This is a genomic window from Prochlorococcus marinus XMU1402, from assembly GCF_017696205.1.
GTDB classification, from domain to species: Bacteria; Cyanobacteriota; Cyanobacteriia; order PCC-6307; family Cyanobiaceae; genus Prochlorococcus_A; species Prochlorococcus_A marinus_AC.
In genome coordinates, this window is record NZ_JAAORD010000002.1 from 420,939 (window position 1) to 446,815 (window position 25,877).

22 protein-coding genes and 1 tRNA gene are annotated in these 25,877 nt (G+C 33.7%); 9 read left to right on the forward strand and 14 right to left on the reverse strand.

From position 1 onward, the window contains the following. Positions 1-84 precede the first annotated feature (84 nt). Together gltB and HA141_RS08530 are read left to right on the forward strand one after the other, a co-directional pair. Positions 85-4,659, forward strand: coding sequence for a glutamate synthase large subunit (gene gltB, locus HA141_RS08525; RefSeq protein ID WP_209118802.1), 4,575 nt, complete (start codon positions 85-87; stop codon positions 4,657-4,659). Continuing rightward, positions 4,660-4,953, forward strand: a complete 294-nt coding sequence (locus HA141_RS08530) for a YciI family protein (protein ID WP_209118804.1) — start codon at positions 4,660-4,662, stop codon at positions 4,951-4,953. It begins immediately after the preceding gene. Positions 4,954-4,959: 6 nt separating this feature from the next. Here HA141_RS08530 and lipA read toward each other — a convergent pair whose 3' ends face one another. Beyond that, complete coding sequence (gene lipA, locus HA141_RS08535) at positions 4,960-5,853, reverse strand: lipoyl synthase (RefSeq protein ID WP_209118806.1); 894 nt, start codon at positions 5,851-5,853, stop codon at positions 4,960-4,962. A 348-nt stretch (positions 5,854-6,201) separates the two neighbouring features. Here lipA and HA141_RS08540 point away from each other — a divergent pair, with 348 nt between their 5' ends. Both HA141_RS08540 and HA141_RS08545 read left to right on the forward strand, forming a co-directional pair. Then, the gene (locus HA141_RS08540) at positions 6,202-6,825 is read left to right on the forward strand and encodes a recombinase family protein (protein ID WP_245157320.1); all 624 of its coding nucleotides are present in this window, start codon (positions 6,202-6,204) and stop codon (positions 6,823-6,825) included. A gap of 1 nt (position 6,826) precedes the next feature. Next, entirely contained in the window at positions 6,827-7,039 is a 213-nt protein-coding gene (locus HA141_RS08545; protein ID WP_209118810.1) for a hypothetical protein, read from the forward strand. Here HA141_RS08545 and HA141_RS08550 read toward each other — a convergent pair. Further along, positions 7,018-7,944: a serine hydrolase gene (locus HA141_RS08550; RefSeq protein WP_209118812.1), complete on the reverse strand. Its 927-nt coding sequence runs from the start codon at positions 7,942-7,944 to the stop codon at positions 7,018-7,020. The genes HA141_RS08545 and HA141_RS08550 overlap by 22 nt on opposite strands. A 3-nt stretch (positions 7,945-7,947) precedes the next feature. On the opposite strand from HA141_RS08550, the gene HA141_RS08555 reads away from it, so the two are divergent. Further along, the gene (locus HA141_RS08555; protein ID WP_209118814.1) at positions 7,948-8,706 is read left to right on the forward strand and encodes a C40 family peptidase; all 759 of its coding nucleotides are present in this window, start codon (positions 7,948-7,950) and stop codon (positions 8,704-8,706) included. 72 nt (positions 8,707-8,778) lie between these two features. Here HA141_RS08555 and HA141_RS08560 read toward each other — a convergent pair whose 3' ends face one another. Together HA141_RS08560 and HA141_RS08565 are read right to left on the reverse strand one after the other, a co-directional pair. Further along, positions 8,779-9,378, reverse strand: coding sequence for a photosystem I reaction center protein subunit XI (locus HA141_RS08560; protein ID WP_209118816.1), 600 nt, complete (start codon positions 9,376-9,378; stop codon positions 8,779-8,781). Positions 9,379-9,405: 27 nt separating this feature from the next. Next, positions 9,406-9,519 carry a photosystem I reaction center subunit VIII gene (locus HA141_RS08565; protein WP_209118818.1) on the reverse strand — a complete coding sequence of 38 codons (114 nt, stop codon included), beginning with the start codon at positions 9,517-9,519 and terminating at the stop codon, positions 9,406-9,408. Between the two features lie 308 nt (positions 9,520-9,827). Here HA141_RS08565 and HA141_RS09670 point away from each other — a divergent pair, with 308 nt between their 5' ends. Then, positions 9,828-9,992 (forward strand): hypothetical protein, encoded by a 165-nt coding sequence (locus HA141_RS09670; protein ID WP_245157321.1) that lies wholly within the window; start codon positions 9,828-9,830, stop codon positions 9,990-9,992. Positions 9,993-9,997: 5 nt separating this feature from the next. On the opposite strand, the gene HA141_RS08575 is transcribed toward HA141_RS09670, so the two are convergent. The 3 genes from HA141_RS08575 to psaA all read right to left on the reverse strand — a co-directional run bounded on the left by HA141_RS08575 (position 9,998) and on the right by psaA (position 15,624). Then, complete coding sequence (locus tag HA141_RS08575; protein WP_209118823.1) at positions 9,998-10,960, reverse strand: glycosyltransferase family 2 protein; 963 nt, start codon at positions 10,958-10,960, stop codon at positions 9,998-10,000. A gap of 104 nt (positions 10,961-11,064) precedes the next feature. Then, positions 11,065-13,293, reverse strand: a complete 2,229-nt coding sequence (gene psaB / locus HA141_RS08580; protein WP_011819135.1) for a photosystem I core protein PsaB — start codon at positions 13,291-13,293, stop codon at positions 11,065-11,067. Between the two features lie 27 nt (positions 13,294-13,320). Beyond that, complete coding sequence (gene psaA, locus HA141_RS08585; protein ID WP_011863632.1) at positions 13,321-15,624, reverse strand: photosystem I core protein PsaA; 2,304 nt, start codon at positions 15,622-15,624, stop codon at positions 13,321-13,323. A gap of 334 nt (positions 15,625-15,958) precedes the next feature. Between psaA and cobJ the strand changes: the two genes are divergently transcribed. Together cobJ and HA141_RS08595 are read left to right on the forward strand one after the other, a co-directional pair. Next, on the forward strand, positions 15,959-17,761 hold the full coding sequence (gene cobJ, locus HA141_RS08590; protein ID WP_209118825.1) for a precorrin-3B C(17)-methyltransferase: 1,803 nt from the start codon (positions 15,959-15,961) through the stop codon (positions 17,759-17,761). 94 nt (positions 17,762-17,855) lie between these two features. Further along, positions 17,856-18,644, forward strand: a complete 789-nt coding sequence (locus HA141_RS08595; RefSeq protein WP_209118827.1) for a TIGR01548 family HAD-type hydrolase — start codon at positions 17,856-17,858, stop codon at positions 18,642-18,644. Between the two features lie 223 nt (positions 18,645-18,867). Here the strand turns inward: HA141_RS08595 and HA141_RS08600 are convergent, their stop codons facing one another. The 6 genes from HA141_RS08600 to alr all read right to left on the reverse strand — a co-directional run bounded on the left by HA141_RS08600 (position 18,868) and on the right by alr (position 24,168). Then, a complete protein-coding gene (locus HA141_RS08600; RefSeq protein WP_209118829.1) occupies positions 18,868-20,079 on the reverse strand; it encodes a hypothetical protein in 1,212 nt (403 codons plus the stop codon). A 4-nt stretch (positions 20,080-20,083) separates the two neighbouring features. Continuing rightward, complete coding sequence (locus HA141_RS08605) at positions 20,084-20,245, reverse strand: DUF5989 family protein (protein WP_209118831.1); 162 nt, start codon at positions 20,243-20,245, stop codon at positions 20,084-20,086. A gap of 3 nt (positions 20,246-20,248) precedes the next feature. Further along, the gene (locus HA141_RS08610; RefSeq protein ID WP_209118833.1) at positions 20,249-20,641 is read right to left on the reverse strand and encodes an SxtJ family membrane protein; all 393 of its coding nucleotides are present in this window, start codon (positions 20,639-20,641) and stop codon (positions 20,249-20,251) included. Positions 20,642-20,643: 2 nt separating this feature from the next. Next, on the reverse strand, positions 20,644-22,497 hold the full coding sequence (locus HA141_RS08615; RefSeq protein WP_209118835.1) for a carbamoyltransferase family protein: 1,854 nt from the start codon (positions 22,495-22,497) through the stop codon (positions 20,644-20,646). Positions 22,498-22,818: 321 nt separating this feature from the next. Then, a tRNA-Ser gene (locus tag HA141_RS08620) sits at positions 22,819-22,907 on the reverse strand. A gap of 61 nt (positions 22,908-22,968) precedes the next feature. Further along, positions 22,969-24,168 carry an alanine racemase gene (gene alr / locus HA141_RS08625; protein ID WP_209118837.1) on the reverse strand — a complete coding sequence of 400 codons (1,200 nt, stop codon included), beginning with the start codon at positions 24,166-24,168 and terminating at the stop codon, positions 22,969-22,971. A 17-nt stretch (positions 24,169-24,185) separates the two neighbouring features. Between alr and HA141_RS08630 the strand changes: the two genes are divergently transcribed. Further along, entirely contained in the window at positions 24,186-24,743 is a 558-nt protein-coding gene (locus HA141_RS08630; RefSeq protein ID WP_209118840.1) for an HNH endonuclease, read from the forward strand. Positions 24,744-24,756: 13 nt separating this feature from the next. Here the strand turns inward: HA141_RS08630 and prfA are convergent, their stop codons facing one another. Further along, positions 24,757-25,851 (reverse strand): peptide chain release factor 1, encoded by a 1,095-nt coding sequence (gene prfA, locus HA141_RS08635; protein ID WP_209118842.1) that lies wholly within the window; start codon positions 25,849-25,851, stop codon positions 24,757-24,759. Positions 25,852-25,877: the final 26 nt, after the last annotated feature.

Below are 25,877 nucleotides of genomic sequence, written 5' to 3' on the forward strand. Positions count from 1 at the left end.
TAAATATTCATTATCTTTAGATTTATTTTCATATTTATTTTTATAATAGAAATACATAATTAACTAAAAAGAATTAAATAATCTATGGGAGAGAGTATCAAAAGAATCGTTGAGCCATATCAAGATAGTTATTCCCCCAATGGAATAATTGGTGAGAAAGACGCGTGTGGAGTTGGTTTCATAGCAAATATTGAAGGGTTAGAAAGCAACTGGATCCTAAAACAATCCCTTAAAGGCCTTAGCTGCATGGAGCATAGAGGAGGTTGTGGAGGGGATAGTGACTCAGGAGATGGAGCGGGTATTTTATGTTCAATTCCCTGGAATTACTTAGAAAAAGAAGTTAATCTTAAAAATAAAAAAGAATATGATAAAGGTATAGGGATGATTTTCATGCCTAATAAAAAAGAGAAAATTGAAGAATGTAAATCAATATGTGAAGAGGAAGCAGATAAATTAAGAATCAACAAGACATTTTGGAGAACAGTACCTGTTAATAATGAAATCTTAGGTCCTTTAGCTAAAGCAAATGCTCCATTTATAAGTCAGTGGATTTTATTTATAGATAAAAAAGACAATAACGATATTGAAAGGCTTTTATTTCAACTAAGGAAAAGAATTGAGAAAAAAATAAGAGAAAGTTTTAAAAACCATGTTGGCGATTGTGAATTTTATTTTGCCTCACTAAGTTCTAAAACAGTTGTTTATAAAGGCATGGTTCGTTCTGAAATATTATCTGAGTTTTATCAAGACTTAAAAGATGAGAGTTTTAAAGTTTCATTTTCCGTTTACCATAGGAGATTTAGTACAAATACACTTCCAAAATGGCCACTAGCTCAGCCCATGAGATTCTTAGGTCATAACGGAGAAATCAATACTCTCTTAGGTAATATCAACTGGGCTAAAGCTTCAGAAACACACATAGATGATTTTTGGGGAAACTTATCTAACGAAATTAAGCCAATCGTAGATATAAATAAAAGTGATTCATCAAACCTTGATGCAACTCTTGAAATCAATATTCGTTCAGGTCAGCCCATCACTGACTCATTATTGAAACTTGTTCCTGAAGCTTTTAGAGATCAACCAGAACTTGAACAAAGAGAGGACATTAAATCATTTTATGAGTATTCTGCAAGCCTACAAGAAGCTTGGGATGGTCCTGCTCTACTTGTATTTGCTGATGGAAATTTTGTAGGGGCAACGCTTGATAGAAATGGTCTTAGACCAGCAAGATATTCAATAACAAATGATGGTTTTGTAATAATGGGTTCCGAAACAGGAGTAGTAGATCTTGACGAGGAAAGAGTCATAGAAAAAGGTCGATTAGGACCTGGACAAATGTTAGCGGTTGATTTTCATCAGAATAGAATCCTCCGAAATTGGGAGGTAAAATCTGAAGCAGCTCAAAGGCATGATTATAAAAATCTCCTAAGTAAGAGGACTATAAAAATTGAAAATAGTGAATGGCTTAAAGACTGCAAACTAAAAGACCTTGAGTTGTTACAACAACAAACTGCGTATGGTTTTTCATCAGAAGACAATGATCTTATATTAGATTCAATGGCTTCATTAGCTAAAGAGCCAACCTATTGCATGGGAGACGATATCCCATTAGCAGTGCTTTCTTCAAAGCCACATATTTTATATGACTATTTCAAGCAAAGATTTGCGCAAGTTACAAATCCTCCTATTGACCCTCTGAGAGAAAAACTTGTAATGAGTTTAGAGATGCATCTTGGAGAAAGGTGTACACCATTTGAGATTAAAGTTCCTAAACCTTTTGTTCATTTAAAAAGTCCAATTCTCAATGAGGAAGAACTCATTTCCATTAAAAACTCAAAAATTAAATCTCAAACAATTTCAAGTTTGTTTGATATTGAGGAAGGTGTTCAAGGCTTAGAAAACCAATTAAAAGAAATTTGCGAACAGAGTGAACTCTCTATAAAAGATGGTTGCTCTTTAATTATCATTTCTGATAAGGGAATTAATCCTAAAAAGACTTTTATTCCTCCTTTACTTGCTGTTGGGACAGTTCATCATTATCTTTTAAAAAAAGAAATAAGGCTAAAAGCTTCCCTAATTATTGAAACTGGTCAATGTTGGAGCACTCATCATTTAGCTTGTTTGATTGGTTATGGCGCGAGTGCAGTTTGCCCATGGTTGACGTTCGAAGCGGGAAGACACTGGTTAAAACATCCAAAAACACAAAAACTCATTGATAGCAAAAAAATAAATCCATTATCAATAATTGATGTTCAAGAAAATATTAAAAAAGCCCTAGAAGACGGTCTAAGAAAAATTCTTTCAAAAATTGGTATCTCACTTTTATCTAGTTACCATGGCGCACAAATTTTTGAAGCTGTAGGCCTTGGATCTGACTTAATAAAAATTGCTTTTAATGGTACAACAAGCCGTATTGCTGGGATAACTTTAAAAGAATTAACTAATGAAACACTTTCGATACATACGAAAGCCTATCCAGAGATCGATTTAAAAAAATTGGAATTTTTAGGATTTGTGCAGTTTAGAAATAATGGAGAATATCACTCAAATAATCCTGAGATGTCCAAAGTTTTACATTCAGCTGTAAAACAAGGACCAGGATACGATCATTTTGAAACTTACAAAAAACTCATTAGTAATAGACCAACAACATCTCTAAGAGATTTACTAACAATTAATTCAAAAAGAAAAAGCATCCCATTAGAGGAAGTTGAAAGTGTTGAATCAATTTGTAAAAGGTTCTGTACCGGAGGAATGAGTTTGGGTGCTTTATCAAGAGAAGCACATGAAGTATTAGCAGTTGCGATGAATAGAATTGGTGGAAAAAGTAATAGTGGAGAGGGGGGAGAAGATCCAGCTCGTTTTAATCTTTTAAATGATATCGATGAAAATACTCAATCAAAGACGTTGCCATTTATTAAAGGTCTTAAAAATGGAGATACCGCATGCTCAGCTATTAAACAAATAGCATCAGGTAGATTTGGTGTTACACCTGAATATCTAAGAAGTGGTAAACAACTCGAAATTAAAATGGCTCAAGGTGCAAAACCTGGAGAAGGGGGACAATTACCTGGTCCAAAAGTTGATTCTTACATCGCAAAACTAAGAAATAGTAAACCTGGAGTAGCTCTAATATCTCCTCCTCCGCATCATGATATTTATTCAATCGAAGATTTAGCTCAACTTATCCATGACTTACACCAAGTTCATCCAAAAGCGAAAGTGAGCGTTAAACTTGTTTCTGAAATTGGTATAGGCACTATTGCTGCTGGAGTAAGCAAAGCTAATGCAGACGTAATTCAAATTTCAGGCCATGACGGAGGCACAGGTGCTTCACCCCTAAGTTCTATTAAACATGCAGGTTTACCATGGGAACTAGGTGTTGCTGAGGTTCATAAATCTCTATTAGAAAATAACTTACGAGAAAGAGTAATTTTAAGAACTGATGGAGGTCTTAAAACAGGCTGGGATGTAGTTATTGCAGCTTTACTAGGTGCTGAAGAATACGGTTTCGGTTCTGTAGCGATGATTGCTGAAGGATGCATAATGGCTCGGGTTTGTCATACAAACAAGTGTCCTGTTGGAGTTGCCACTCAAAAAGAAGAATTAAGAAAAAGATTTAAAGGTATTCCAGAAAATGTTGTCAATTTTTTCTTATATATTGCTGAAGAAGTAAGACAGATAATGAGTAGTATTGGAGTTTCTAATATGGAGGAACTGATTGGTAATCAAGAATTTCTTTCTGCAAGAAATGTCAGTCTTCCAAAAACTTCTAATATCGATCTTTCTTCTTTAGTAAATAGTGAAAATTCAACCACTGATAGATCATGGTTAAATCATTCAATAAATGCTCATAGTAATGGTTCTGTATTAGAAGACGAGTTTTTGTCTGATACAGAATTTATAAATTCAATTAAAAATCACGAAAAATTAACCAAAGAAATTGAGATAAAAAATACAGATAGAAGTGTTTGTGCGAAAATATCAGGGGAAATCGCAGAACTTCATGGAAACAAAGGCTTCAATGGAGAACTCAACTTAAATTTCAAAGGGTATGCAGGACAGAGCTTTGGTGCCTTTTTATTGAAGGGAATGAATGTTCAATTAATTGGAGAAGCTAATGATTATGTTTGTAAAGGAATGAATGGTGGAATACTCACAATCATTCCACCAAAAGCAGATAAAATCTCCTCCGAACAAGTTATTCTAGGAAATACTTGCCTTTATGGAGCAACTGGAGGGAAATTATTTGCATTAGGAAAATCCGGAGAAAGATTTGCAGTAAGAAATAGTGGCGCTACAGCAGTAACAGAGGGAGCAGGTGATCATTGTTGTGAATACATGACTGGAGGTAAAGTAGTTATTCTAGGTTCCACAGGAAGGAATATTGGTGCGGGCATGACTGGTGGAATAGCATTTATACTCGATGAGAATAATGATTTAAGTAATAAAGTTAATAAAGAAATAGTTAGCATTCATAAAATAACTTCATCCAAGCAGGAAGATATTTTATTGGAAATTATTAGAGAATATCAAGCAAAAACACATAGCTTTAAGGCTGCCAAAATAATTGAAAATTGGTCTGATTTCAAGTGTAATTTCAAATTAATTGTTCCCCCAAGCGAAGAAGAGATGCTTGACATAAAAAAAATGTAAATGGCTTTCTTTGTAAAAACTGAAATCATAAAAAAAAAATATTTAATAAATAATGATTTAAAACGAAAAATAATTAACGAACATATTGATTGGATAAAAAAATTAAAAAAAGAGGGAATAAATATAAAAAGTGGTTTTTTGGTAGATGAGTTAAACAGGCCTGGTGACGGAGGATTACTCATTATTGAAATAAATAATTATAAAAATGCGCTAAAAATCATTAAAAATGATCCAATGATTAAGAATAATCTAGTTGAATGGAAATTAAATGAGTGGGTAGATTCAAATAAATAAAAATAACTATCTTGGATACTTTTTCATAAGTTTTTGAATCTCTTCAGCATGGTAACTGCTTCGAGTTAAAGGAGAACTAACTACTTGCATAAAATCCAAATCTTTTTCCCCGAAAAATTTAAAGTAATTAAATTTTGAGGGACTCACAAATCTTTGAACAGGTAAATGATTAGGGCCAGGAGATAAATATTGGCCAATAGTAACAATATCAACGAAATTACTTTTTAAATCCCTAAGAAGACTTAAGACTTCCTCATCTTTTTCCCCTAAACCAAGCATAAAGCCTGACTTTGTATAAACTTTGGGAGAATAGTCTCTGGTTCTTTTAAGTAACTCAAGAGTTCTTTCATATTTTCCCTGAGGTCTTACTTTTTTATATAGCGAAGGCACAGTCTCAATATTATGATTTAAAACGTTTGGATTTGAATCAAGAACTTTTTCAAGAGCTTTCCAGTTGCCACAAAAGTCAGGAATTAAAAGCTCAATAGAAGTTTCTGGAGATTTTTTTCTTACTTGATAAACACATTCAAAGAATTGAGATGCGCCACCATCCTCAAGTTCATCTCTATTGACTGATGTTATAACAACATGTTTAAGTTTCATTCTATAAACGGCTTCGGCTAAACGATATGGTTCTGTTGGATCTAATTCTCTTTTAGATCTATCAAAATCAATATCACAATATGGACATGCCCTAGTACAGCCAGGACCCATTATGAGGAAAGTGGCAGTTCCACTAGCAAAACATTCACCAATATTAGGACAACTTGCTTCTTGACATACAGTATTGAGATTTAAATCATTTAACAAATTTGCAGTATTCCCAATTCTCTCAACTTGTGGAGCTTTTACTCTTAACCAATCAGGTTTTGATATTAAACTATTTGGATTGTTAGTCAATTTGATTGTTTCTAACCTATAAACTTATTTTACTAAAAACAATTTGAATTAACTATTTATAATTTCAACAATGAAGTCTATTCATTATGAAGTGAAAAAATAAATGAATTTAACTAATCCATCGATAATTAAAAACTTGCTAATTCGATTTATTACATACACAATATTTTTGTTTCATAAACTAAAATTAAAACAGTATTTAGAACGTTATTTTTAATACAGATTTCAAAACAATTCAATTATATATCAGATAGCTCAAAAATTAAGAGTCTAAAGTACTTTTTTGTACTAAAAATGTGTTTTTTTTTAATTTATTGGTACAGTAAAAAATATATATTTAATAAAACATTGTCTTTTAAATTTAAAAGAAAACGTCTTTTACTATCTGAAAAATATAAAAGCTCTAAAGCAATAGGTTATGCTAGAGCTATTCATAATGAACATGCATACTTAGAAGAACAAATAAAAAATTTAAAGGAAGAGGGTTGTAGTTTAGTTTTCTCTGAATTGATAAGTTTAGATGAAGAAATTAAACCCCAACTCAATAAAGCTATAAATTGCTTATCTGAAGGCGATCAATTAATAATGACTCAGCTTGATCGAGCATTTAAAAATAAAAAAGAATGTTTGCGGACAATAAATAAACTTATTAATAAGAATATTAAATTGAGAACTTTGAATGATTTTTTTGCTGATAATGAATCCTCTAAATCAAATTCTTCAATTTTTAAGATTTTATATGAATTAGATAATTTAGAAGACAAAAGTTTAGGTGAAAGAAAAAAAGAACAACTATTACGCAGAAAATTATCTGGAAATAATCTGGGAGGCAGGCCCAAAATAAGTCCTTTAAAAGAATCTTTAGTCATCAGATTGCGTAATGAGGGATATTCATATCGATCGATCAGATCACAAACGGGAATTGCATTATCAACAATAAGAAGAGTGATTTTAGAAGGAGAATTAATGTAAAATGATAAATAAAGAAATTGAAAATTTAATTAAGGAAAATTTCAAAGATACAGCATTGCGTATTTATGAATTAGGTAATGAAGATAGAAGAAGTTTATTAGAAGAATATAGAGAATGGATTATGAATGATTTAGATTTTGAAGAGGTAATGATGTTACCTTATGAAGCCTATACAGATAAAATAGATTCTAGTTATTTAGACGATTTACTATAGTCCTCAAAAGGATATCTCTTATTAAATTCATATATTTTTTGGGCTATTAATGGTAAAAAGGAAGCATCTTTAGAATATTTTTCTCCATTACAAAAAACAACTAATAAAGTGTGTAAAGATTGACTATTAGTCCACCAAGCTGAATCATGTCGAACTTCAGACGTTAAGCCTGCTTTACTCCAAAAATTAATGCTTTGTGGTAATCCTTCACCCAAAAAGCCATCTATTTGATTGAGAGAATCGTTTTTAAGAGCAACTTTATCTAAATTTCTTTTTAAAAAACCTCGTAAATTTAAGTCATTTTTTTCATAATCAATATGAATCATAATTTCCTCCAAAACCCTTGCAGCTGAATCAGAATTCATTGCATTTCTATTCTTATTATCATATCCATAAAATTCTTTTTCCCGACCGAATGGGCCATCATCCCAAGTCTTCTGACAGCAGTTTATACCACTCAATTCCTTCCATTTTAAATCATTTAGCCAATCGTTTATTATACTTCTTTGATATTTCCAATTTTCCCATAATTCGCCTTCAATACAAGGTCCACTTGTTGTACCAGTAAGTAAATCAATTAAGAAGCTTGTTGCATTATTACTCGAGAAAGATAACATTTTACTTACAGCATCAATAAGTTCATCTGATAAAAATAAACTTCCTTTTTTTATCCAATAATATGCAGCAAGGCCATAAACCAGCTTGACTATGCTTGCAGGATAAACCATTTTTTTATTATTAATACCAGTTCCAAAACCTTTAAATACACTTTTATTTTCACTTTTATAATTAATCCAAGTTATGGCTATATCTTCTCTTGAAAAATCTTTATTATAAGAGCATGCTTTCCCTAAAATATTATTTAAGGCTAGACCCATCTCTTTACTTAAATAGTAAAAGGACATTGTATGGAAAATTATAAAAATCCTATCTCACTATTTAAACAAACTAATTTTTCAAAAACTATTTGGTGGAAATTAAAAGTTAATATTTCTGGATATCAAAACGAAAAAGAAGATAAATTAGTCACTGAAATATTTAAAAATAGAATTTTTAGGCTAATTTATCCAAACATTTATCAACATAACCATAATTTTTCAAGAATACTTGTTCAACTGTATGAAGATGGTTACATATGCTGGATAAATTTAGATGGATTAATTATTGAGAAATACGAATTTGGAAAAACTGAGCATTCAAAAAATGAACACTTCTTTATTAAAGATAAAGTTAACTCAATTTTAAAATGGATCAAGGATCAATCTGAGTTAACTAATGAATACCTATGGGGAGGCACATTAGGGCCCAACTTTGATTGTTCCGGGTTAATTCAGACTGCTTTTTTTAAACATCATATCCCCATACCGCGAGACTCTTATCAAATAAAAAGTTTTTGTAAACACCTTTTTTATTTCAACGAATCTTATTCAACTCTACAACCAGGTGATCTTTTATTTTTCGGAAATAAAGGGAAATGTGATCATATTGGAATCTACAAAGGAAATGGATTCTATTACCATAGCTCTGGAAGGGATTTCGGCAGAAATGGAATAGGATTAGATACCCTAAAACAGTCTAATGATAAAATCTCAAAGCATTATAAATCCAAACTAATTTCAGCAGGAAGAGTAACTAGAAGTTATAGATGGGACAGAACCATACGTTAGTAACTAAAGCCTGCCGTTAAATTTCAAATTAAATTTAAAATATTATTTATTCTTTTATTTAGGAATTAAGAATTAACCAGCAGTCCAAATATTTTTAATGATTGGCATTATGGTATCTAGATGTAATGTACCAACAAGTAACCAAGCAAAAACAGCTCCTCCACAGCCTCCTAACCAAAATCCACTTGTAAAATCAGCCCAACCAGCTCTCGTAAATAAGTCTTTTGGCGGATTATTAACAGTCGCATCTGGAGGTTGCACATTAGGTGATTTACCGGGTGCATTGTATAGAACTAAAAGTGCTGTCAAGATATGAACAGCTCCAATAGCAGCAAGAAGTCCAGCTGTTAAAGCAAATTCAGAATTCCTTAATGGGCCAGTCATAGTGAAAGGACCGTATAGAAGATATCCAAAAGCTGCTCCAGTTTCTAAACCTCTAAAATTAGGAGAAATACCTTCTCTGTAAAAAGGCAAATTATTTATAAAGGCTTTTGTAAAATAACCACTATTAACTGGAGTAGCTAAATTACCAACGCAAGGATCAGCAACTGTTTTTACTGCCCATTGTTCTGCAACACCAATATCATTTGGTTGTACAGAACTATCTATGTATTTCTCATCAAACTTAATTGAACTTGTTGATTCTGAGAATGATTTTTGAAAGTCGCTCATTTTTTTAATAGTTTTGTGTTTAATAATTTATTCAGTTGCTGTAATAAATCTTCCAATCAATACGATAAAAACAGCAGGCATTGCTATACCAATTAATGGAATAAAAATTGAAGGTAAAAGACTTGGTAAATCAGATGGCATAATTCTTTAAACATCTTTAAACACTTTAGTATTTATCTGCGAAATAGTGTTAATTTTATTACTGGATGATATAAAAATTATTAACTTTTTACATGTTAAATTTTTTCGTAATTGTACTTATTATTTTTATAGGAATATTACTTCTAGTTTTTAAAAAAAGAAACTTTAAAAAGTTAATTAGTAAAGGCAATCTATATTCTGTCAAATTAAACAAAAAAAATAAATTTCTTTCTAGTAAAAATAGTTTTTTGTACAATCATGAAGAAAAAAAGTACTCATTATTTTATAAAAATTCTCAAAGAAATAAAATGTTTAATCTTTTTCAGGGTAATACAAAAAATAAATTAAAAGCATTAAAAATTGCGGAAGAATTGAGTGATAAATCAACATTACCAATTTTGCGAAAAGGCTTAAGAGATATTTCTCCTGAAGTAGTAGAAATTTCAGCTTTATTAATAAGAAAGTTCAAGTAAAAAATTCAATTTTGATTGGTATTACTTATTGATCTAATTCTATAAATTGGACGACTTTGACTTTCATGGTATGTCCTAATTAATAGTTCGCTCAATAATCCAAAGCTAAATAATTGAACACCAGCAATTCCTAATATTAATGCGAACATTAGCAAGGGACGATTTCCAATATCCTCACCTATTAATTTTAAAACTATCAAATAAGAACTCATTAAAAGGCTAATAAAAATACTTATAATTCCAACAAAACCAAATCCATACATTGGTCTTGTTAAAAATTTAGTCATAAACCAAACAGTAAGTAAATCCATTAAAACTCTAAAAGTTCTATCAATTCCATATTTACTAGATCCATATTGCCTTCTTCTATGATTGACTTTTATTTCTTTGATTCTTGCACCTTCAATATTTGCTAAAACTGGTAGAAACCTGTGCAGTTCACCATACAACTTAATATCATCTATTATTTCTCTCTTAAAAGCTTTTAATGAGCATCCATAGTCATGCAATTTCAAACCTGTTACCAGAGCTATTAATTTATTCGCTATTTTTGATGGTATCTTTCTATTAATTAATTTGTCTTTCCTATTAAACCTCCACCCACAAATCAAATCATAGCCATTATTAATTTCAGAAATTAATTTAGGAATATCATTTGGATCATTCTGTAAATCACCATCCAAAGTAATGACGATATCCCCTTTAGAATTATCAAAGCCAGCTGACATTGCAGCAGTTTGCCCATAATTTTTGCGAAGGGAAATAACTGACAATTCTTTAATTTTTAGAGTTAGTTGTTTTAATACTTGCTGAGTATTATCTTTAGAACCATCATTTACAACAATCAATTCAAAATTAAATTTATAAAATGACATTACATTTATAACTTCATCCAATAAAAGGGCAATACTCTCACTTTCATTGAAAACAGGGACGATAATAGAAATTAATTGTTTTATATCTGACATTTATATTTAATAATAACTATATAATTTTAACTTAATTTAGAACACTAAAATTAAACAAAAAAAAATCACCACAAACGTGGTGATTTAAATTATTTAAGGAAAATTTAACCAAACTTACCTGAGGTTGATGCGATAACAAATGCACCAAACGTAAGTATATTTCCAATCGTGAAATGTGCTAGTCCAACTAGTCTAGCTTGAACGATTGAAAGTGCAACTGGCTTATCTCTCCAACCAACAAGATTAGCTATAGGAGTACGCTGATGTGCCCAAACTAATGTTTCAATTAATTCTTGCCAGTAACCACGCCATGATATTAGGAACATGAAACCAGTAGCCCAAACTAAGTGACCGAATAGGAACATCCAAGCCCAAGGAGATAAAGAATTTACTCCAAATGGATTGTATCCATTAATAAGTTGAGCAGAGTTTAACCAGAGATAATCTCTGAACCAACCCATTAGATAAGTCCCTGATTCATTAAATTGAGCTACATTACCCTGCCAAATTGCTAGGTGTTTCCAATGCCAGTAGAAAGTGACCCATGCTAGTAAATTCAAGGCCCAGAACATTGCTAAGTACATAGCGTCCCAAGATGAACTATCGCAAGTACCTCCACGTCCAGGTCCATCGCAAGGGAAAGCGTAACCTAAATCCTTCTTATCAGGAATTAATTTTGTTCCTCTAGCGTCAAGTGCACCTTTGATAAGGATTAATGCAGTTGTATGAAGTCCTAAAGCAATAGCATGGTGAACTAAGAAATCTGCAGGACCAATAGGTAAGAAAGCACTTAATGCATCTTGTCTATTAATAAGATCCATCCAGTAATGATTACCTGGCAATGAATTAGCTGCGAGACTTGCTGAACTTGTAGGATCAGATAATAAAGCATTAAATCCATACATCATCTTACCCTGAGCAGCTTGAACGAATTGAGCAAATACTGGCTCAATTAGAATTTGCTTTTCAGGATTACCAAAAGCTACAACGACATCGTTATGAACATAAATTCCAAGAGTATGAAATCCTAACAACATGGTTACCCAGCTAAGGTGACTTATCAAAGCTTCCTTTGTTCCAAGAACTCTTGCTAAAACATTATCTTTGTTTAATTCGGGGTCATAATCTCTTACAAAGAAAATGGCTCCGTGTGCGAATGCACCAACCATCAAGAACATTGCAATGTACTGATGATGACTATATAAAGCAGATTGTGTAGTGTAGTCCCTTGCAATAAAAGCGTAAGAAGGAAGTGCACCCATATGTTGCGCTACAAGTGAAGTTGCTACGCCAAGTGATGCTAATGCTAATCCAAGTTGGAAATGCAATGAATTATTTACAGTTTCATATATTCCATCATGATTTATTCCGAAACTACCTTTATGCGGATCATTAGGATGTCTTGTATTATGAGCTTCTGTAATTTCTTTGAGGCTATGACCAATACCAAAGGTATTTCTATACATATGACCTGCAATTACAAAAACTGTTCCAATCGCAATATGATGGTGCGCAATATCAGTAAGCCATAATGCTTCACTTTGAGGATGAAGACCACCTAAGAAGGTAAAGATTGCAGTACCAGCTCCCTCAGCTGTTCCAAATACTTGATCTAGAGAATCAGGATTCTGAGCATATGCTCCCCAGTTTAAGGTAAAGAAAGGAGCTAATCCTGCAGGGTGTGGAAGCACAGTTAACCAGTTATCCCAACCTACATGTTGTCCTCTTGATTCAGGTATAGCAACATGAACTAAATGACCTGTCCAAGCGATACTACTAAATCCAAATAAGACAGCTAAATGATGGTTTAATCTTGACTCTGCATTTTTAAACCAAGCTAGAGAAGGTCTGAATTTTGGCTGTAAGTGTAACCAACCTGCAAATAGAGTCCAACAAGCCAAAATACTCATAAAAATTGAAGCTTGAAAGAGTTGCTCATTAGTTCTCATTCCAATTGTGTACCACCAATGGTAGAGACCTGAGTAAGCTATGTTTACTGGACCACTAGCTCCAGCTTGTGTCATTGCTTCTGTGATTCCAGATCCAAAATGTGGATCCCAAATAGCATGAGCAATAGGACGAACGTGGGTCGGATCAAGTACAAATTGCTCGAAGTTACCTTGCCAAGCAATATGAAATAAGTTACCAGCTACCCAGAGGGCGATTATTGCTAAATGACCAAAATGTGTGGAGAAAAGCTTCTGATAAAGCTTTTCTTCGGTCATACCATCATGACTTTCGAAGTCGTGAGCGGTAGCTATTCCGTACCATATTCGTCTGGTTGTAGGGTCCTGAGCTAGACCCTGGTTAAATGATGGAAATTTTGTTGCCATTGAATTAAAAAGGTGAAGTTCAGGTAATTAGCCCAAGCCGAAAAGGCGAGCATGGAAGAAAGCCCATGTGGTAGCAATACCACCGACAAGGAAGTGTGTTACACCTACTGCTCTACCCTGAGTGATAGATAAAGCTCTTGGTTGAATAGTTGGGGCAACTTTAAGTTTGTTATGTGCCCAAACAATTGATTCAAATAATTCTTGCCAATATCCCCGTCCACTAAAGAGGAACATTAAACTAAATGCCCATATGAAGTGAGCTCCTAAGAACATCAAACCGTACATGCTTATGGATTGGCCATAACTTGTTAAAACTTGAGAAGCTTGCGCCCAGAGGAAATCTCTTAACCAACCATTAATAGTAATGGAACTTTGTGCGAAATTACCACCGGTAAGTCCCCAAACATCACTCTGCATTTTCCAAGAGAAGTGGAAAATAACTATTGATAAACAATTGTACATCCAGAAAAGAGCCAAGAACACGTGGTCCCATGAAGAAACTTGACATGTACCACCTCTTCCAGGTCCATCACAAGGGAATCTAAATCCTAAAGAGGCTTTATCAGGGATCAACCTAGAACTTCTAGCGTAAAGTACTCCTTTGAGAAGTATTAAAACAGTTACGTGAATTTGGAAAGCATGAATATGATGAATCATTAAATCAGCTGTACCTAATGGAATAGGAGCTATAGCAACCTTTCCACCAACCTCTACTAAACTTCCATTAAAAACTTCACTTAAAGCTTTGTGAGGTAAAGCTTCTGCAGTACCTGCTAAAAGCGAAGTTCCAACAGCAGATGCTTGAATACTCTGTACCCATTGAGCAAAAATTGGCTGAAGTTGAATTGCAGAATCACTAAACATATCTTGGGGTCTACCCAAAGCTCTCATAGTATCGTTGTGAATATAGAGTCCAAAACTATGGAATCCTAACCACATACATACCCAGTTCAAGTGACTAATTAATGCGTCTCTTGCTTTAAGTATTCTGTCTAATACATTATCAATATGTTTAGCTGGATCGTAATCTCTAACCATCGCAATACCAGCATGCGCTCCCGCACCTACTATGAATAATCCACCTATCCACATGTGATGAGTAAATAATCCAAGAACTGTCATATAGTCAGTAGCTATATATGGATATGGAGGCATCGCATACATGTGATGAGATACAAGTATGCTTATTGATCCGAGCATTGCTAGGTTTACCGCAAGCTGGGCATGTCTACTTTCTGCCATGAACTCAAAAAGACCTTGATGACCTTTAGGAGCAGGGAATAATATTGGGTCTCCTTGCTGTGAATCTAATATTTCTTTCATACTATGACCAATACCGTAATTGGTTCTATACATATGACCACCAATAATTGCTATTACACCAAAAGCTAAATGATGATGTGAAACATCAGTCATCCATAAGCTTCCTGTCACTGGGTTAAGTCCACCTTTGAAAGTAAGGAAGTCTGAAAAAGCTAACCAGTTTAAACTAAAGAAATTACCTGTTCCACTTGCTAATCCTGGAAATATCTGACCGATAATTTGTGGATCACAAAGTTGATGCGGCATAGGCATATCTGCAATAGTTGCTATTTCTTTACCATTGATGACTAAAGGAGAGCCTGCATCAATTGCATCTAATAGAGCTGCAGTAGGAGCTCCGATATGAATACAATGACCAGCCCATGCTAAAGATCCTAGTCCTACTAAACCAGCTATGTGGTGGTTAAGCATAGACTCAATATCTTGAAACCACTCCATTTTTGGAGCTGCTTTGTGATAATGAAAAATTCCGGCATGAAGCATAAGTGCAGCCATTACTACAGCACCTATTGCTAAAGCCATAAGTTCACTCTCGTTAGTAATTCCCCATGCACGCCACATGTGAAATATTCCTGAACTGATTTGAATACCGTTGTAGTTAGCACCAAGGTCAGCATTTAGCATTTCTTGACCAACAATTGCCCATACTTGTTGAGCTCCTGGTTTGACATGAGTTGGATCAGCTAACCAACCTGAATAATTAGAAAATCTTGCTCCATGGAAAAATGCAGCACTCATCCATATAAAAATGACTGCAAGATGTCCAAAATGGGCTGAAAAGATTTTTCTTGTTGCTTCTTCAGCATCGCCTGTATGCACATCGAAATCATGTGCGTCAGCATGCAAATTCCAGATCCAAGTTGTAGTTTTTGGACCTTTAGATAATTTAGTTGACCAGAAACCTGGCTTATCTAATTTGGCAAAATCAATAGGTCTTGGATCGGCCTTAACAGGATCCTCCAAAACTTTTTTGTTTTTTTCTCCACTTTCTGGTGGGCTGATGGTCATCTAGCACCTCGAAAATAATTGACATTAAAGCCGATTGATCGGATCTTGAACTTATTTCTAATGATAATGTTCAAGAAAACGAATCATTCTGAACTTTAGATATTCGTTTCAAAAATAATAAGGCAAAGATTCTTTCGTTATGCATTAACGTAACAAATGTTCTAATGATTGTTACTATATGAATATTTTGTTAAATTCTAGTCTATGACTAAATTATGAGTATTTTTACTTAAATTTTATATAAATTTCTTAAATTTTTTTTTATATTTCAAAGAGAATTTTTTAAATCCAGCGACAAGATATAATTTCAACGTAACTATCAATAGTTTCTGATTTGAAAGGAATTGCTATAGGTCTATCTAATAATTCAAAAGAAATTTTAAAAAGGCTTAAAAAAACCGAATTTGTCGAAGAGATATATATTGCAGGTTCTTCAAAAGATGATGGAGAGGAAAATGAACTTATTCAAGTACATAAACCGCGAGAAATATTACTTAAACAATGGCCTGAGTTAGATTTAATAATTTTTATAGGTTCAATTGCTGCATCAATACGCATAATAAATTCTTTTTTAACCTCTAAAGATCAAGATCCAGGTGTAATCGTTATAGATAAAAAATGTTCCAAAATAGTTCCTTTAATTGGCTTACATCAGTCAAATACGCAAAATATTGCATATCAAATTTCTAATTTACTTGGTGGCGAAATTATAGAAACTAATAATTCCAATGATCAAAGCTTCTTAAATCTTGATTCATTTGGAAATCAATGGGGTTGGAAAAGATCTGGCAACATAAAAGATTGGTCAAAACTAGTAATTAAACAATCTAAGAACGAAGAAATATTTTGCAAACAATTATCTGGTAATAGCTTATGGAAAACTTCAGAATCAGGTGAGATTATTAATCAAATTAATAAAAAAGAAATTGAAAAACCAGATTCAACATTTCATGTGAGTATATTCGAAAATAATAAAAGAAATTGGCATCCTCCCGTATTATGGATTGGCATTGGATGTGAAAGAAATACAAGTAAAGAATTAATATCAAATTCTTTAAATAATTTTTTGGAGACAGGAAATTTATCAAAACAATCAATTGCGGGATTTGCAACTATTGATATTAAAAAAGACGAGAAAGCAATCTTAGAACTTTCTGAAGAAAAAAACTTGCCTGTAAAGTTTTTTAGTAAAGAAGATCTTTCAAAAATAATTGTTCCAAATCCATCAAATGTCGTCCACAAGGAAATTGGCACACCTTCCGTAGCAGAAGCCTCTTGCTTACTCGCAGCAGGAGAAAAATCAAAATTATTACAAGAAAAAAGAATTTTTAAAAATCAATCTGGGGCAGTAACTATCGCTGTGGCTGAATCAAAAAATCAATATTATCCGGCCAATGGCGAAATACATATTATTGGAAGTGGACCTGGTGATATCTCTTTCCTAACCAGTAATGCAAAAAAAGCACTTTCAAGATGTATTGTTTGGATTGGATACAAGATGTATTTAGATTTAATTAAACCCTTAAAAAGGGATGACCAAGTTTTAGTTGAAAGTAAACTTACTCAGGAAAGGGAAAGATGCATTAAAGCAATTAAACTTGCCGAAGAAGGAGTAAAAGTAGCTTTAATTTCTTCAGGTGAATCTGGTTTCTATGGAATGGCTGGGCTACTTTTGGAGTTGCTACAAAAAATCAAAAAAGAATCTAGACCATATTTTGAAGTACATCCTGGTATAAGTAGCGTTCAATTAGCGGCTGCTCTTAGTGGAGCACCACTAATGAATGACTTTTGTTCAATAAGCTTAAGTGATAAGTTAACTCCATGGTCTTTAATAGAAAAAAGAATTGAAGGAGCTCTTATAGGTGACTTTGTTATAGCTCTATTTAATCCTCAATCAATTGAGAGAAATTGGCAGCTAAAAAGTGTTATTGATCAATGTTTAGAATCTAGGCCTGGGAATACTCCCGTTTTAATAGCTAGGCAAGTAGGGAGAGAAAATCAATCAAAAAAATTCTTTACTTTAGGCACTATCCCTTTTAAAGAAATTGATATGTTATCAATCATTATTATAGGTAATTCTCAAACAACCCTAGTTGATGAAATATTTCTCACTCCAAGAGGATATTTACAAAATTAAGTTTAGATAATTCATTATTTGATAAATAGAATTTTTCTCTTTGCTTTTTTTTTATTAGAATACTAATCTTTTATAGTAATAATTAGAAAATAAATTGAAAAATATTGGTTTAATTTTGTTTGACATAGATGGGGTAATCCGCAGCGTAGAAAATAGTTACAGACTTTCATTAAAAAAAACAGTTTACAAATTTTCCGGATGGGAGCCAAGTTATATAGATATTGATAATGCAAAAAATGAAGGAATCTGGAATAATGACTGGGATTTAAGTTTAGAACTTATAAAAAGATGTATAAAAAAAGAGAACTTAAACCTTAAAATTCCTCCAAGAGAGGAAATAGTAAAATGCTTTGAAGAGTTTTACTTTGGTGCCGATCCAAATGAAGATAGTAAATATTGGTCTGGTTACATAACAAATGAGGAATTATTAGTTGATAAAAAGTTTTTTGATTTAATTCAAGGTAATGGAATAATCTGGGGTTTTGTTAGTGGTGCAGAGTCTGCTTCTGCAAAATTTGTTTTAGAAAAAAGACTTGGACTAAAATCACCACCATTAATATCTATGGGAGATGCACCCGAGAAGCCTGATCCTAAAGGTTTTATTAACTTATCAAAAAAGCTTATTGGAGATAAACTTGGCGAATCAAATATTCCCATTGCATATGTAGGCGATACTATTGCAGATATAAATACAGTTATAAACGCGAGAAAGGAAATACCATCTCAGAAATTCATAAGTATCGGAATAGCTCCCCCTCATTTACATTTAAATTCTCGATTAAAAGAACGTAAATCTTACGAAACAAATCTTAGAAATGCAGGCGCTGACTTGATTTTAAATTCTATTTATGACCTCAAAGATATTAATCTTGACTTGTTTTAAAACAAATATTTATTAAAAAATTTTCTGAATAAATCACGGAGGGGGATTCACTAGAAAGAGAACGCTAGTGAACCTCGATGAACTAATACGAACTAACATGATCCCAGATGGAGTTAATTTACCCACCAGTTTTTTATGTTAATTAATTGATGATTTACGCATCTGAGTTATTAATTAGAAAGTTTACTCAAAAAATTAAAAGTATAAAAAAATATCATTAAACCTACATACCCAACATTTGTGTAACACGCTCTCGAATTAGGTCTGCGATTCTTTTATTACCCTCATTGTTAGGATGTCTAGCATCGGTATAAAGTGAATCATCAATTGTTAAAGCAAGATCATTTGAGATATCTAAACAATAATTTTTTGTGCTGCACAGTTCTCGAAGTATTGAATAAAGGTATCTTATTCTTGCAAGGTATTTAGGGTAGTCTTTACGATCTAAAATCAAACAATTTTCATTTATGATTTTACAGTAATCTTTGTTCAATCCAAGTGTAGGTTGGAGGATTACAAGATATTTTGAATTCATCGCTAGGGATGCAGAATTCATGAATTTAATATTTTTTTCCCAAATTCCCGCACTGTAAGCAAGCAGTTCCTTTTCCTCCTTTGAGATGTTATGGACACCCAATTCTTTCTTTGTGAGATTAGGATTCAGAGTTTTTTTGCTCAAAAAATTTGTTTTTAATTTACTCAACTGCTTGAATGTAGTGGACTCTTTAATGTACCCAATAAGATTTGAGGGGAAGGTCCTCTCTATTTTAAAAGTTTTTCCTTCTAATCCTTTTATAACCCCAGAATTAATTCCCCTCAGAAGCATATTTGAAGCAAGAACGTTTTCTTTATTTCTTAAGTAAGGATTCCAATAAAAATATATTTCATTGATACCATTAAATGAAATGACTAGGTCATATTTGTTACTATGAAACTTGGTTATTAGTCGCAACAATTCGTTAGAAGATGTTGCTCCAGCACTTCCTGCATTTTCAACTAGGTATCTCGAGAAATTGTTTTGTGAAATACCATCAAAGAGATGATGAACCCACGTCCCGCGGAAACCAGAAAATTGTGTACCTAATGGGTCTGTCGTAGAACCACCTAAAGTTAGAACCTTAAATTGTGATGAAAAGTCATCATCATTTTGAAATACTTCGGTTGCAGAAAGGTTATCAAAACTTAGTTCCGATGTGTTGATATTTTTCCTGAAATCATTTAACTGATGAGAATGTCCTACACCAGGGTGAAATACTAATTTATGCCTTTCAGTTGAGATAGTTTTGCCAGTTTGGATCGCATTTGAAATAACTGATTCTGAATACTTAACCTTGTTCCTGATAAATTTTGCAAGATTAAGAGACAATTCTATTGATGCAATCATCCCTGTAAAAATAGCGATATTGATAAATAAAATCTTGAATATTTTTTTCACTGAACTAAAAAATTGTATAAATAAATGGCGCAACTACTGAACCCTGAGTAAATACAATGAGTATCCCCATTAAAACAATCGTAATTATCAAAGGTGCTAACCAATACTTTTTACGAACTTTCAGAAAGTCCCAAATGTCTTTAACAAGATCAAGAAATGCTTCCATGATTCAAAAGATGCGGGTTAGATCTGTTTGATGTTTTTGTTTATTTTCTCTGTAACTCTTATCTCCTTTTCTTCGTCTTCTTAATGGATCATATCCAATTAAACGCATTACAAACGAAATAGGTAGAAGAACAATAATATAAACAAGACTAAGAATTATCCTACTATTAAACCATCCAAGTGTTAGACCGATTGCCATCCAACCCTTATATGGATAGTAAAGTAAGCGGGGCGATGTAAGTCCAAGCACCAATCCTATAATGCCTACCCAAAGAGTCCATGTCCTGAATTCATGCCCAAATAGTAAAGGAAGCAACCAACCAATTAGAATGGGGAATACCAACCCAATAAGCATTCCAAACTCACGAAGTTGTTTTTTAGAGATTGTATCTTTCATAATCAATCGAGTTCAAACTCCTCCTTCCAAGTTTCATCCTTCTCGACCTTGGGTTGCTCGCTCTTGAAAAGAATTTGGTTTTGAAGAACCAAGACATCCATCTCTGTCCTCATAAAACACCTATAGGCATCTTGAGGAGTACAAACAATTGGTTCTCCTCTTACATTAAATGAAGTATTTACAATAGTCGGACAACCAGTCTTTCTCTTGAAAGCACTAATCAAATTATAGTAGCGAGGATTGGTAGTTTTGCTTACCGTTTGAACTCTTGCTGAGTAATCGACATGGGTGATTGCAGGCAGTAAAGATCTTGGGATATTGAGTTTCTCAATGCCAAAAAGTTTTTTGTCTTCTTCTGTCATCTTCTTACAAAGTTCTTTCTTCACTGGAGCAACCAAAAGCATGTAAGGACTCTTATTATTCATCTCAAACTGATTGCTGACATCTTCTTCCAGAACCGATGGGGCAAAGGGACGGAAACTTTCCCGGTACTTGATTTTGAGGTTCATCACGCTCTGCATCTTCTGATTGCGAGGGTCTCCAATGATGGAGCGCGCACCTAGTGCTCTTGGACCAAACTCCATTGGTCCATTGAACCATCCAATCACATGACCTTTCTGAAGTTCCTCAGTTAGACACTCGAATAACTCAGGATCACTATAAGTGTGGAATGGCGTTTTGATTTGTTCAAGATATTTGGTAATTTCATCGTTGCTGAACGCAGGACCTAAATAGGTCCCTTTCATGGAGTCGTTCGTGTTGACCACTCTTTCCTGTTCTAGGTGTTGATGCCATCCAACCAAGGCAGCACCTATTGCTGAACCAGCGTCACCACTAGCAGGTTGAATCCAAATTTCATCAAAGATCTTTTCTTGCAGCAATTTCCCATTGACAACGCAGTTCAGAGCGACTCCACCAGCGAGACAAAGATTGTTGATGCCCGTTTCTTCTCTCAATGACTTTGCCAGTTTGACGACAATCTCTTCAGTGACGACCTGAATAGATGCCGCTAAGTCCATGTGGAACTGGGAGAGTTCAGATTCTACCTGTCGTGGAGATCTACCAAAAAGTTTGTGAAACTTCCGTCCTGTCATGCGGAATCCCCGATGGTATTTGAAGTAACTAATATCGAGACGGAATGTCCCGTCCTCCTTGATATCAATTAAATTGTCTTTGATCTTGGAGACATATCTGGGTTCTCCATAGGGAGCAAGACCCATTAGTTTGTACTCGCCAGAATTGACTTTGAATCCGCAGTAATATGTGAATGCTGAGTAAAGAAGACCCAGGGAGTGTGGGAAACTAATTTCCCAGAGAGGTTCAATGTTCTTTCCCTTACCAATCCAAGCAGATGTTGTTGCCCACTCACCTACGCCATCCATACATAAGATAACCGCTTTATCTAAAGGACTAGGGTAAAAAGCAGCAGCAGCGTGGGAAAGATGGTGCTCTGAAAAAAGCAAGTTGGGAATATCGGTTGAATCAGTGCCAAATAACTTTTGCACTTCTTTAAGATTCTTCTTAAGTTCAGTCTTTAAAAAGAGTTTTTCCTTCAACCAGACCTGCATCGCTGAAACGAAGGACCTTCCTCCCCTTGGTGCGGCGCCTAGATAAGTTTCCAAAAGACGCTCAAAGGTCAGGAGAGGTTTTTCGTAGTAAACGACCTCTTTGACGTCTGAAAGATCAATACCCTGCGATTTGAGGCAGTAAGAAACAGCATTCTTAGGGAAGCGTGAATCATGCTTTTTTCTAGAGAATCGTTCTTCTTGTGCTGCAGCAATTATTTCTCCATTTTTTATCAAAGCAGCAGCACTATCATGGTAATAACAAGACAAACCTATGATATAACTATCCATCAGAAATTTTCCAATTAACTAAATGACAATGTTATTAGAATACACAATTACCGGTTAATATTTCATTTCTATTATTAGTTAATGTTTAATTAATAATTTTACCCACCACAATCGCTTAGAACGGTCTCTCTGAGTACGTTATCTCTACTCACCATTTTTACTCCAGATATACATTTTACCCACCAATTTACCCACAAATTGGTTGACTTACTTTTGAACTTATGCGAAACTTTATGGACCTCATATTCTGGCATCTGTAGTCGTATCAGTAGATCTGAAACTTCAGCGAACTCTTATAAACTTCCACGAACCAAATAATCACGGAGAGGGAGGGATTCGAACCCTCGACAAAAGTTACCTCCTGTAACTCCTTAGCAGGGAGCCGCTTTCAACCACTCAGCCACCTCTCCAATTCTTATAGATTATCAATTTTTTTGCAAACATTCAAAATTTTTTAGTTAATCGAAATGTCTAATCAACTTGAACTCTCGGCAATCTATTTTTGAAAGAACAAAGAATTTCCCATGGAATAGTGTTAGATTCTCTTGCCCAATCAACAGGAGAAATTACTTTGTCTCCGTCAGATCCCAGTAATACCATTGTAGTACCAATATTTATTTCATTTGAACCTGTTATATCTACCATCATTTGATCCATAGTTATAGATCCAACCTGGGGATATAGTTTATTATTATGAATAACGTTTATCTTGCCTGAAAGATTTCTTGGAACTCCATCTGCATAACCAATACTTAATACAGCTAACTTAGTTTTTCTACTACTTACAAATTTTCCTCCGTAACTTACACTTACTCCTCGATCAATAATTCTTATAAAAGCTACTTTGACCTTCAAAAATAAAGCTGGTTTGAGCGATAAATTTTCATCTATTTTTGAAAGAGGACTATATCCATACATAGAAAGACCAACACGTACCATATCAAAATGAAAATCTTTTTTGATAAGCATGGCAGCAGAATTAGCTAAATGAATCTTGATATTGTGATTTTTATAAACGTAAATTTGCTTTAATAATTCCTGAAACTTGAATTTTTGTCGCTGAGCACTGCTTTTAGGATTTAATGAGTTATCTTCATCTGCAGAGGATAAATGACTATATATTCCCTCTATTATAATGTTTTCGAAAGATGTTATTTTTTCAAAATTTTGCACAAATTTATTACATTCAAATCCTAATCTTGACATCCCAGTATCAACTTTCAGATGTAAAGAAAATTTCAACCCAAAGTGTTTCCCAATATTATTACAAATTAAACACTCTCTCATACCACTAATAGTTGGCATAAGGTCATTTTTAAAGGCTATTATCAAATCTCTTTTCGTATATAAATTGCCCAGAATAAGAATTGGTTTTATAACTCCTGAAGAACGAAGTTTAATCCCTTCTTTTAATGTGGCAACTCCTAATTGCGAAGCTCCACCTTTAATAGCATAATCAGATACTACTTTTGCATCATGACCATATCCATCAGCTTTTACAACTGCCATAAATTGACAATTTTTACTTAATTTCGATCTTAACTGCCTTACATTTGTTTCTATTGCTTTACCTTTAACTTCAATCCATGCTCTTTGTTTTGGATCTATATCTTTTTCAAAGGTTGCATATTTATCGAAATTAAAAACCTGATTTGATTGCCGAATTTGCATTAACTTTGCACAATTATATGCGCTTATTGAAATATACAGTTAGCATGACATGTAAATCGAATTTTGGCATGGGCCAGACTCTAGTTTTAAATGCTTCTTATGAACCTCTAAACATCACATCGTGGCGAAGAGCTGTTATTTTGATGATCAAAGGTAAAGCAGAAAGCCTAGAAGAAGATAAATCATATTCAATACATTGTGGAAGAAAATTACCTACTGTTATAAGACTCCGTTACTACGTCAAAGTACCTTTTAGAGAGGTCTCTTTAACAAGAAAAAATATTCTTCTAAGAGATAATAATTCTTGCCAATACTGTAACTATAGAGGTAATGATTTATCAATAGATCATGTTTTACCGAGAAGCAGAGGTGGCACTGATAACTGGGAAAATGTCACTACTGCATGTCTTAGATGTAATGTACAAAAAGGGAACCGTACCCCAGAAGAGGCAAATATGCCTTTAAAGCGAAAGCCATACCGACCACTAAGTAATCTCAATTTTGAGGCTACAAGACAAATCGATTCTGGAAGACATAAAGAATGGAGTAAATACGTGATAGGGGTTGCAGTTTAATAAAAATATAATCTTAATTAACTTCGTTATTAAAATCTTCCATCATTCTCTTTTGTTCTTGCGCTATGCATGCATCTATCACTTCTTCCAATTGACCTGCGAGAATTGGTTCCAGTGAAAAATTGGAACCTAATCTATGATCGGTTGTCCTGTTATCTTTAAAATTGTAAGTTCTAATTTTTTCACTCCTATCACCAGTTCCAACCTGCGAAAGTCTTTGTGACCTTTCTTTTGCATTTGCTTCTTTTAATTGAATTTCATATAATTTGGCTCTTAAAATTTCCATTGCTCGTTCACGATTTTGCAATTGTGATCTTTCTTGAGTACAAAAAACTCTTATCCCTGTAGGTTTGTGGAGAAGGTCAATAGCAGTCTCTACCTTGTTAACGTTTTGTCCCCCTGCACCACCTGATCTTGCTGTACCAACCTCTAAATCGGTTGGATCAATCTTGACCTCAACGGGGTCAGCCTCAGGCATTACAGCAACTGTTGCTGTAGAGGTATGAACTCTACCTTGAGACTCAGTAGCAGGAACTCTTTGGACTCTATGAACACCAGCCTCATATTTTAGTTGACTATATACAGAATCTCCCTTAACAGAAATTACTAATTCTTTGAATCCTCCCATATCCGACTCCGAAGCACTTATAGGTTTTACAGACCATCCAATTTTTTGTCCATATCTTTCATACATTCTTGCTAGATCTCCCGCCCATATGCAAGCCTCGTTACCCCCTGCACCCGCTCTAATCTCTAACATTACACTTCTCTCATCTCTTGGATCTTTAGGTAGTAAAGCGATTGTAGTTTTTTGAATAAGTTGATTCTTACATTCCTCCAAAATAGTTAACTCCTCATTTATTAATGATTCCATCTCCTTATCATTTCGATTCTCTTTCAGTAAATTTTTCGAATCTTCAATTTCCTTATCAGTATCAATCAATTTATTAAAATCAATAACCAAAGGTTCCAATTTTGACCTTTCTTTTGCGATTGTTTCTAATTTTTTAGGATCATTGGCTATGTCAGGATCTGCGAGCTGAACTTCCAAATTTTCAAAACTTTCTGAAGCAGTTTTCAACCTTGCAATTAGTGTTGAGTATTCCAATTAAAATTAAGCTTAATTTTTGAAAA

Excerpts from the sequence above, each read along its gene's own strand:
- HA141_RS08615 (WP_209118835.1), bottom strand. The coding sequence starts at position 22,497 with ATGGATAGTTATATCATAGGTTTGTCTTGTTATTACCATGATAGTGCT.
- HA141_RS08550 (WP_209118812.1), bottom strand. The coding sequence starts at position 7,944 with ATGTCCTTTTACTATTTAAGTAAAGAGATGGGTCTAGCCTTAAATAAT.
- HA141_RS08630 (WP_209118840.1), top strand. The coding sequence starts at position 24,186 with ATGCGCTTATTGAAATATACAGTTAGCATGACATGTAAATCGAATTTT.
- HA141_RS09670 (WP_245157321.1), top strand. The coding sequence starts at position 9,828 with ATGTTTAATCTTTTTCAGGGTAATACAAAAAATAAATTAAAAGCATTA.
- HA141_RS08545 (WP_209118810.1), top strand. The coding sequence starts at position 6,827 with ATGATAAATAAAGAAATTGAAAATTTAATTAAGGAAAATTTCAAAGAT.
- psaA (WP_011863632.1), bottom strand. The coding sequence starts at position 15,624 with ATGACCATCAGCCCACCAGAAAGTGGAGAAAAAAACAAAAAAGTTTTG.
- HA141_RS08565 (WP_209118818.1), bottom strand. The coding sequence starts at position 9,519 with ATGCCATCTGATTTACCAAGTCTTTTACCTTCAATTTTTATTCCATTA.
- gltB (WP_209118802.1), top strand. The coding sequence starts at position 85 with ATGGGAGAGAGTATCAAAAGAATCGTTGAGCCATATCAAGATAGTTAT.
- alr (WP_209118837.1), bottom strand. The coding sequence starts at position 24,168 with ATGCAAATTCGGCAATCAAATCAGGTTTTTAATTTCGATAAATATGCA.
- HA141_RS08610 (WP_209118833.1), bottom strand. The coding sequence starts at position 20,641 with ATGAAAGATACAATCTCTAAAAAACAACTTCGTGAGTTTGGAATGCTT.
- HA141_RS08575 (WP_209118823.1), bottom strand. The coding sequence starts at position 10,960 with ATGTCAGATATAAAACAATTAATTTCTATTATCGTCCCTGTTTTCAAT.
- HA141_RS08555 (WP_209118814.1), top strand. The coding sequence starts at position 7,948 with ATGGAAAATTATAAAAATCCTATCTCACTATTTAAACAAACTAATTTT.
- psaB (WP_011819135.1), bottom strand. The coding sequence starts at position 13,293 with ATGGCAACAAAATTTCCATCATTTAACCAGGGTCTAGCTCAGGACCCT.
- HA141_RS08530 (WP_209118804.1), top strand. The coding sequence starts at position 4,660 with ATGGCTTTCTTTGTAAAAACTGAAATCATAAAAAAAAAATATTTAATA.
- HA141_RS08560 (WP_209118816.1), bottom strand. The coding sequence starts at position 9,378 with ATGAGCGACTTTCAAAAATCATTCTCAGAATCAACAAGTTCAATTAAG.
- HA141_RS08605 (WP_209118831.1), bottom strand. The coding sequence starts at position 20,245 with ATGGAAGCATTTCTTGATCTTGTTAAAGACATTTGGGACTTTCTGAAA.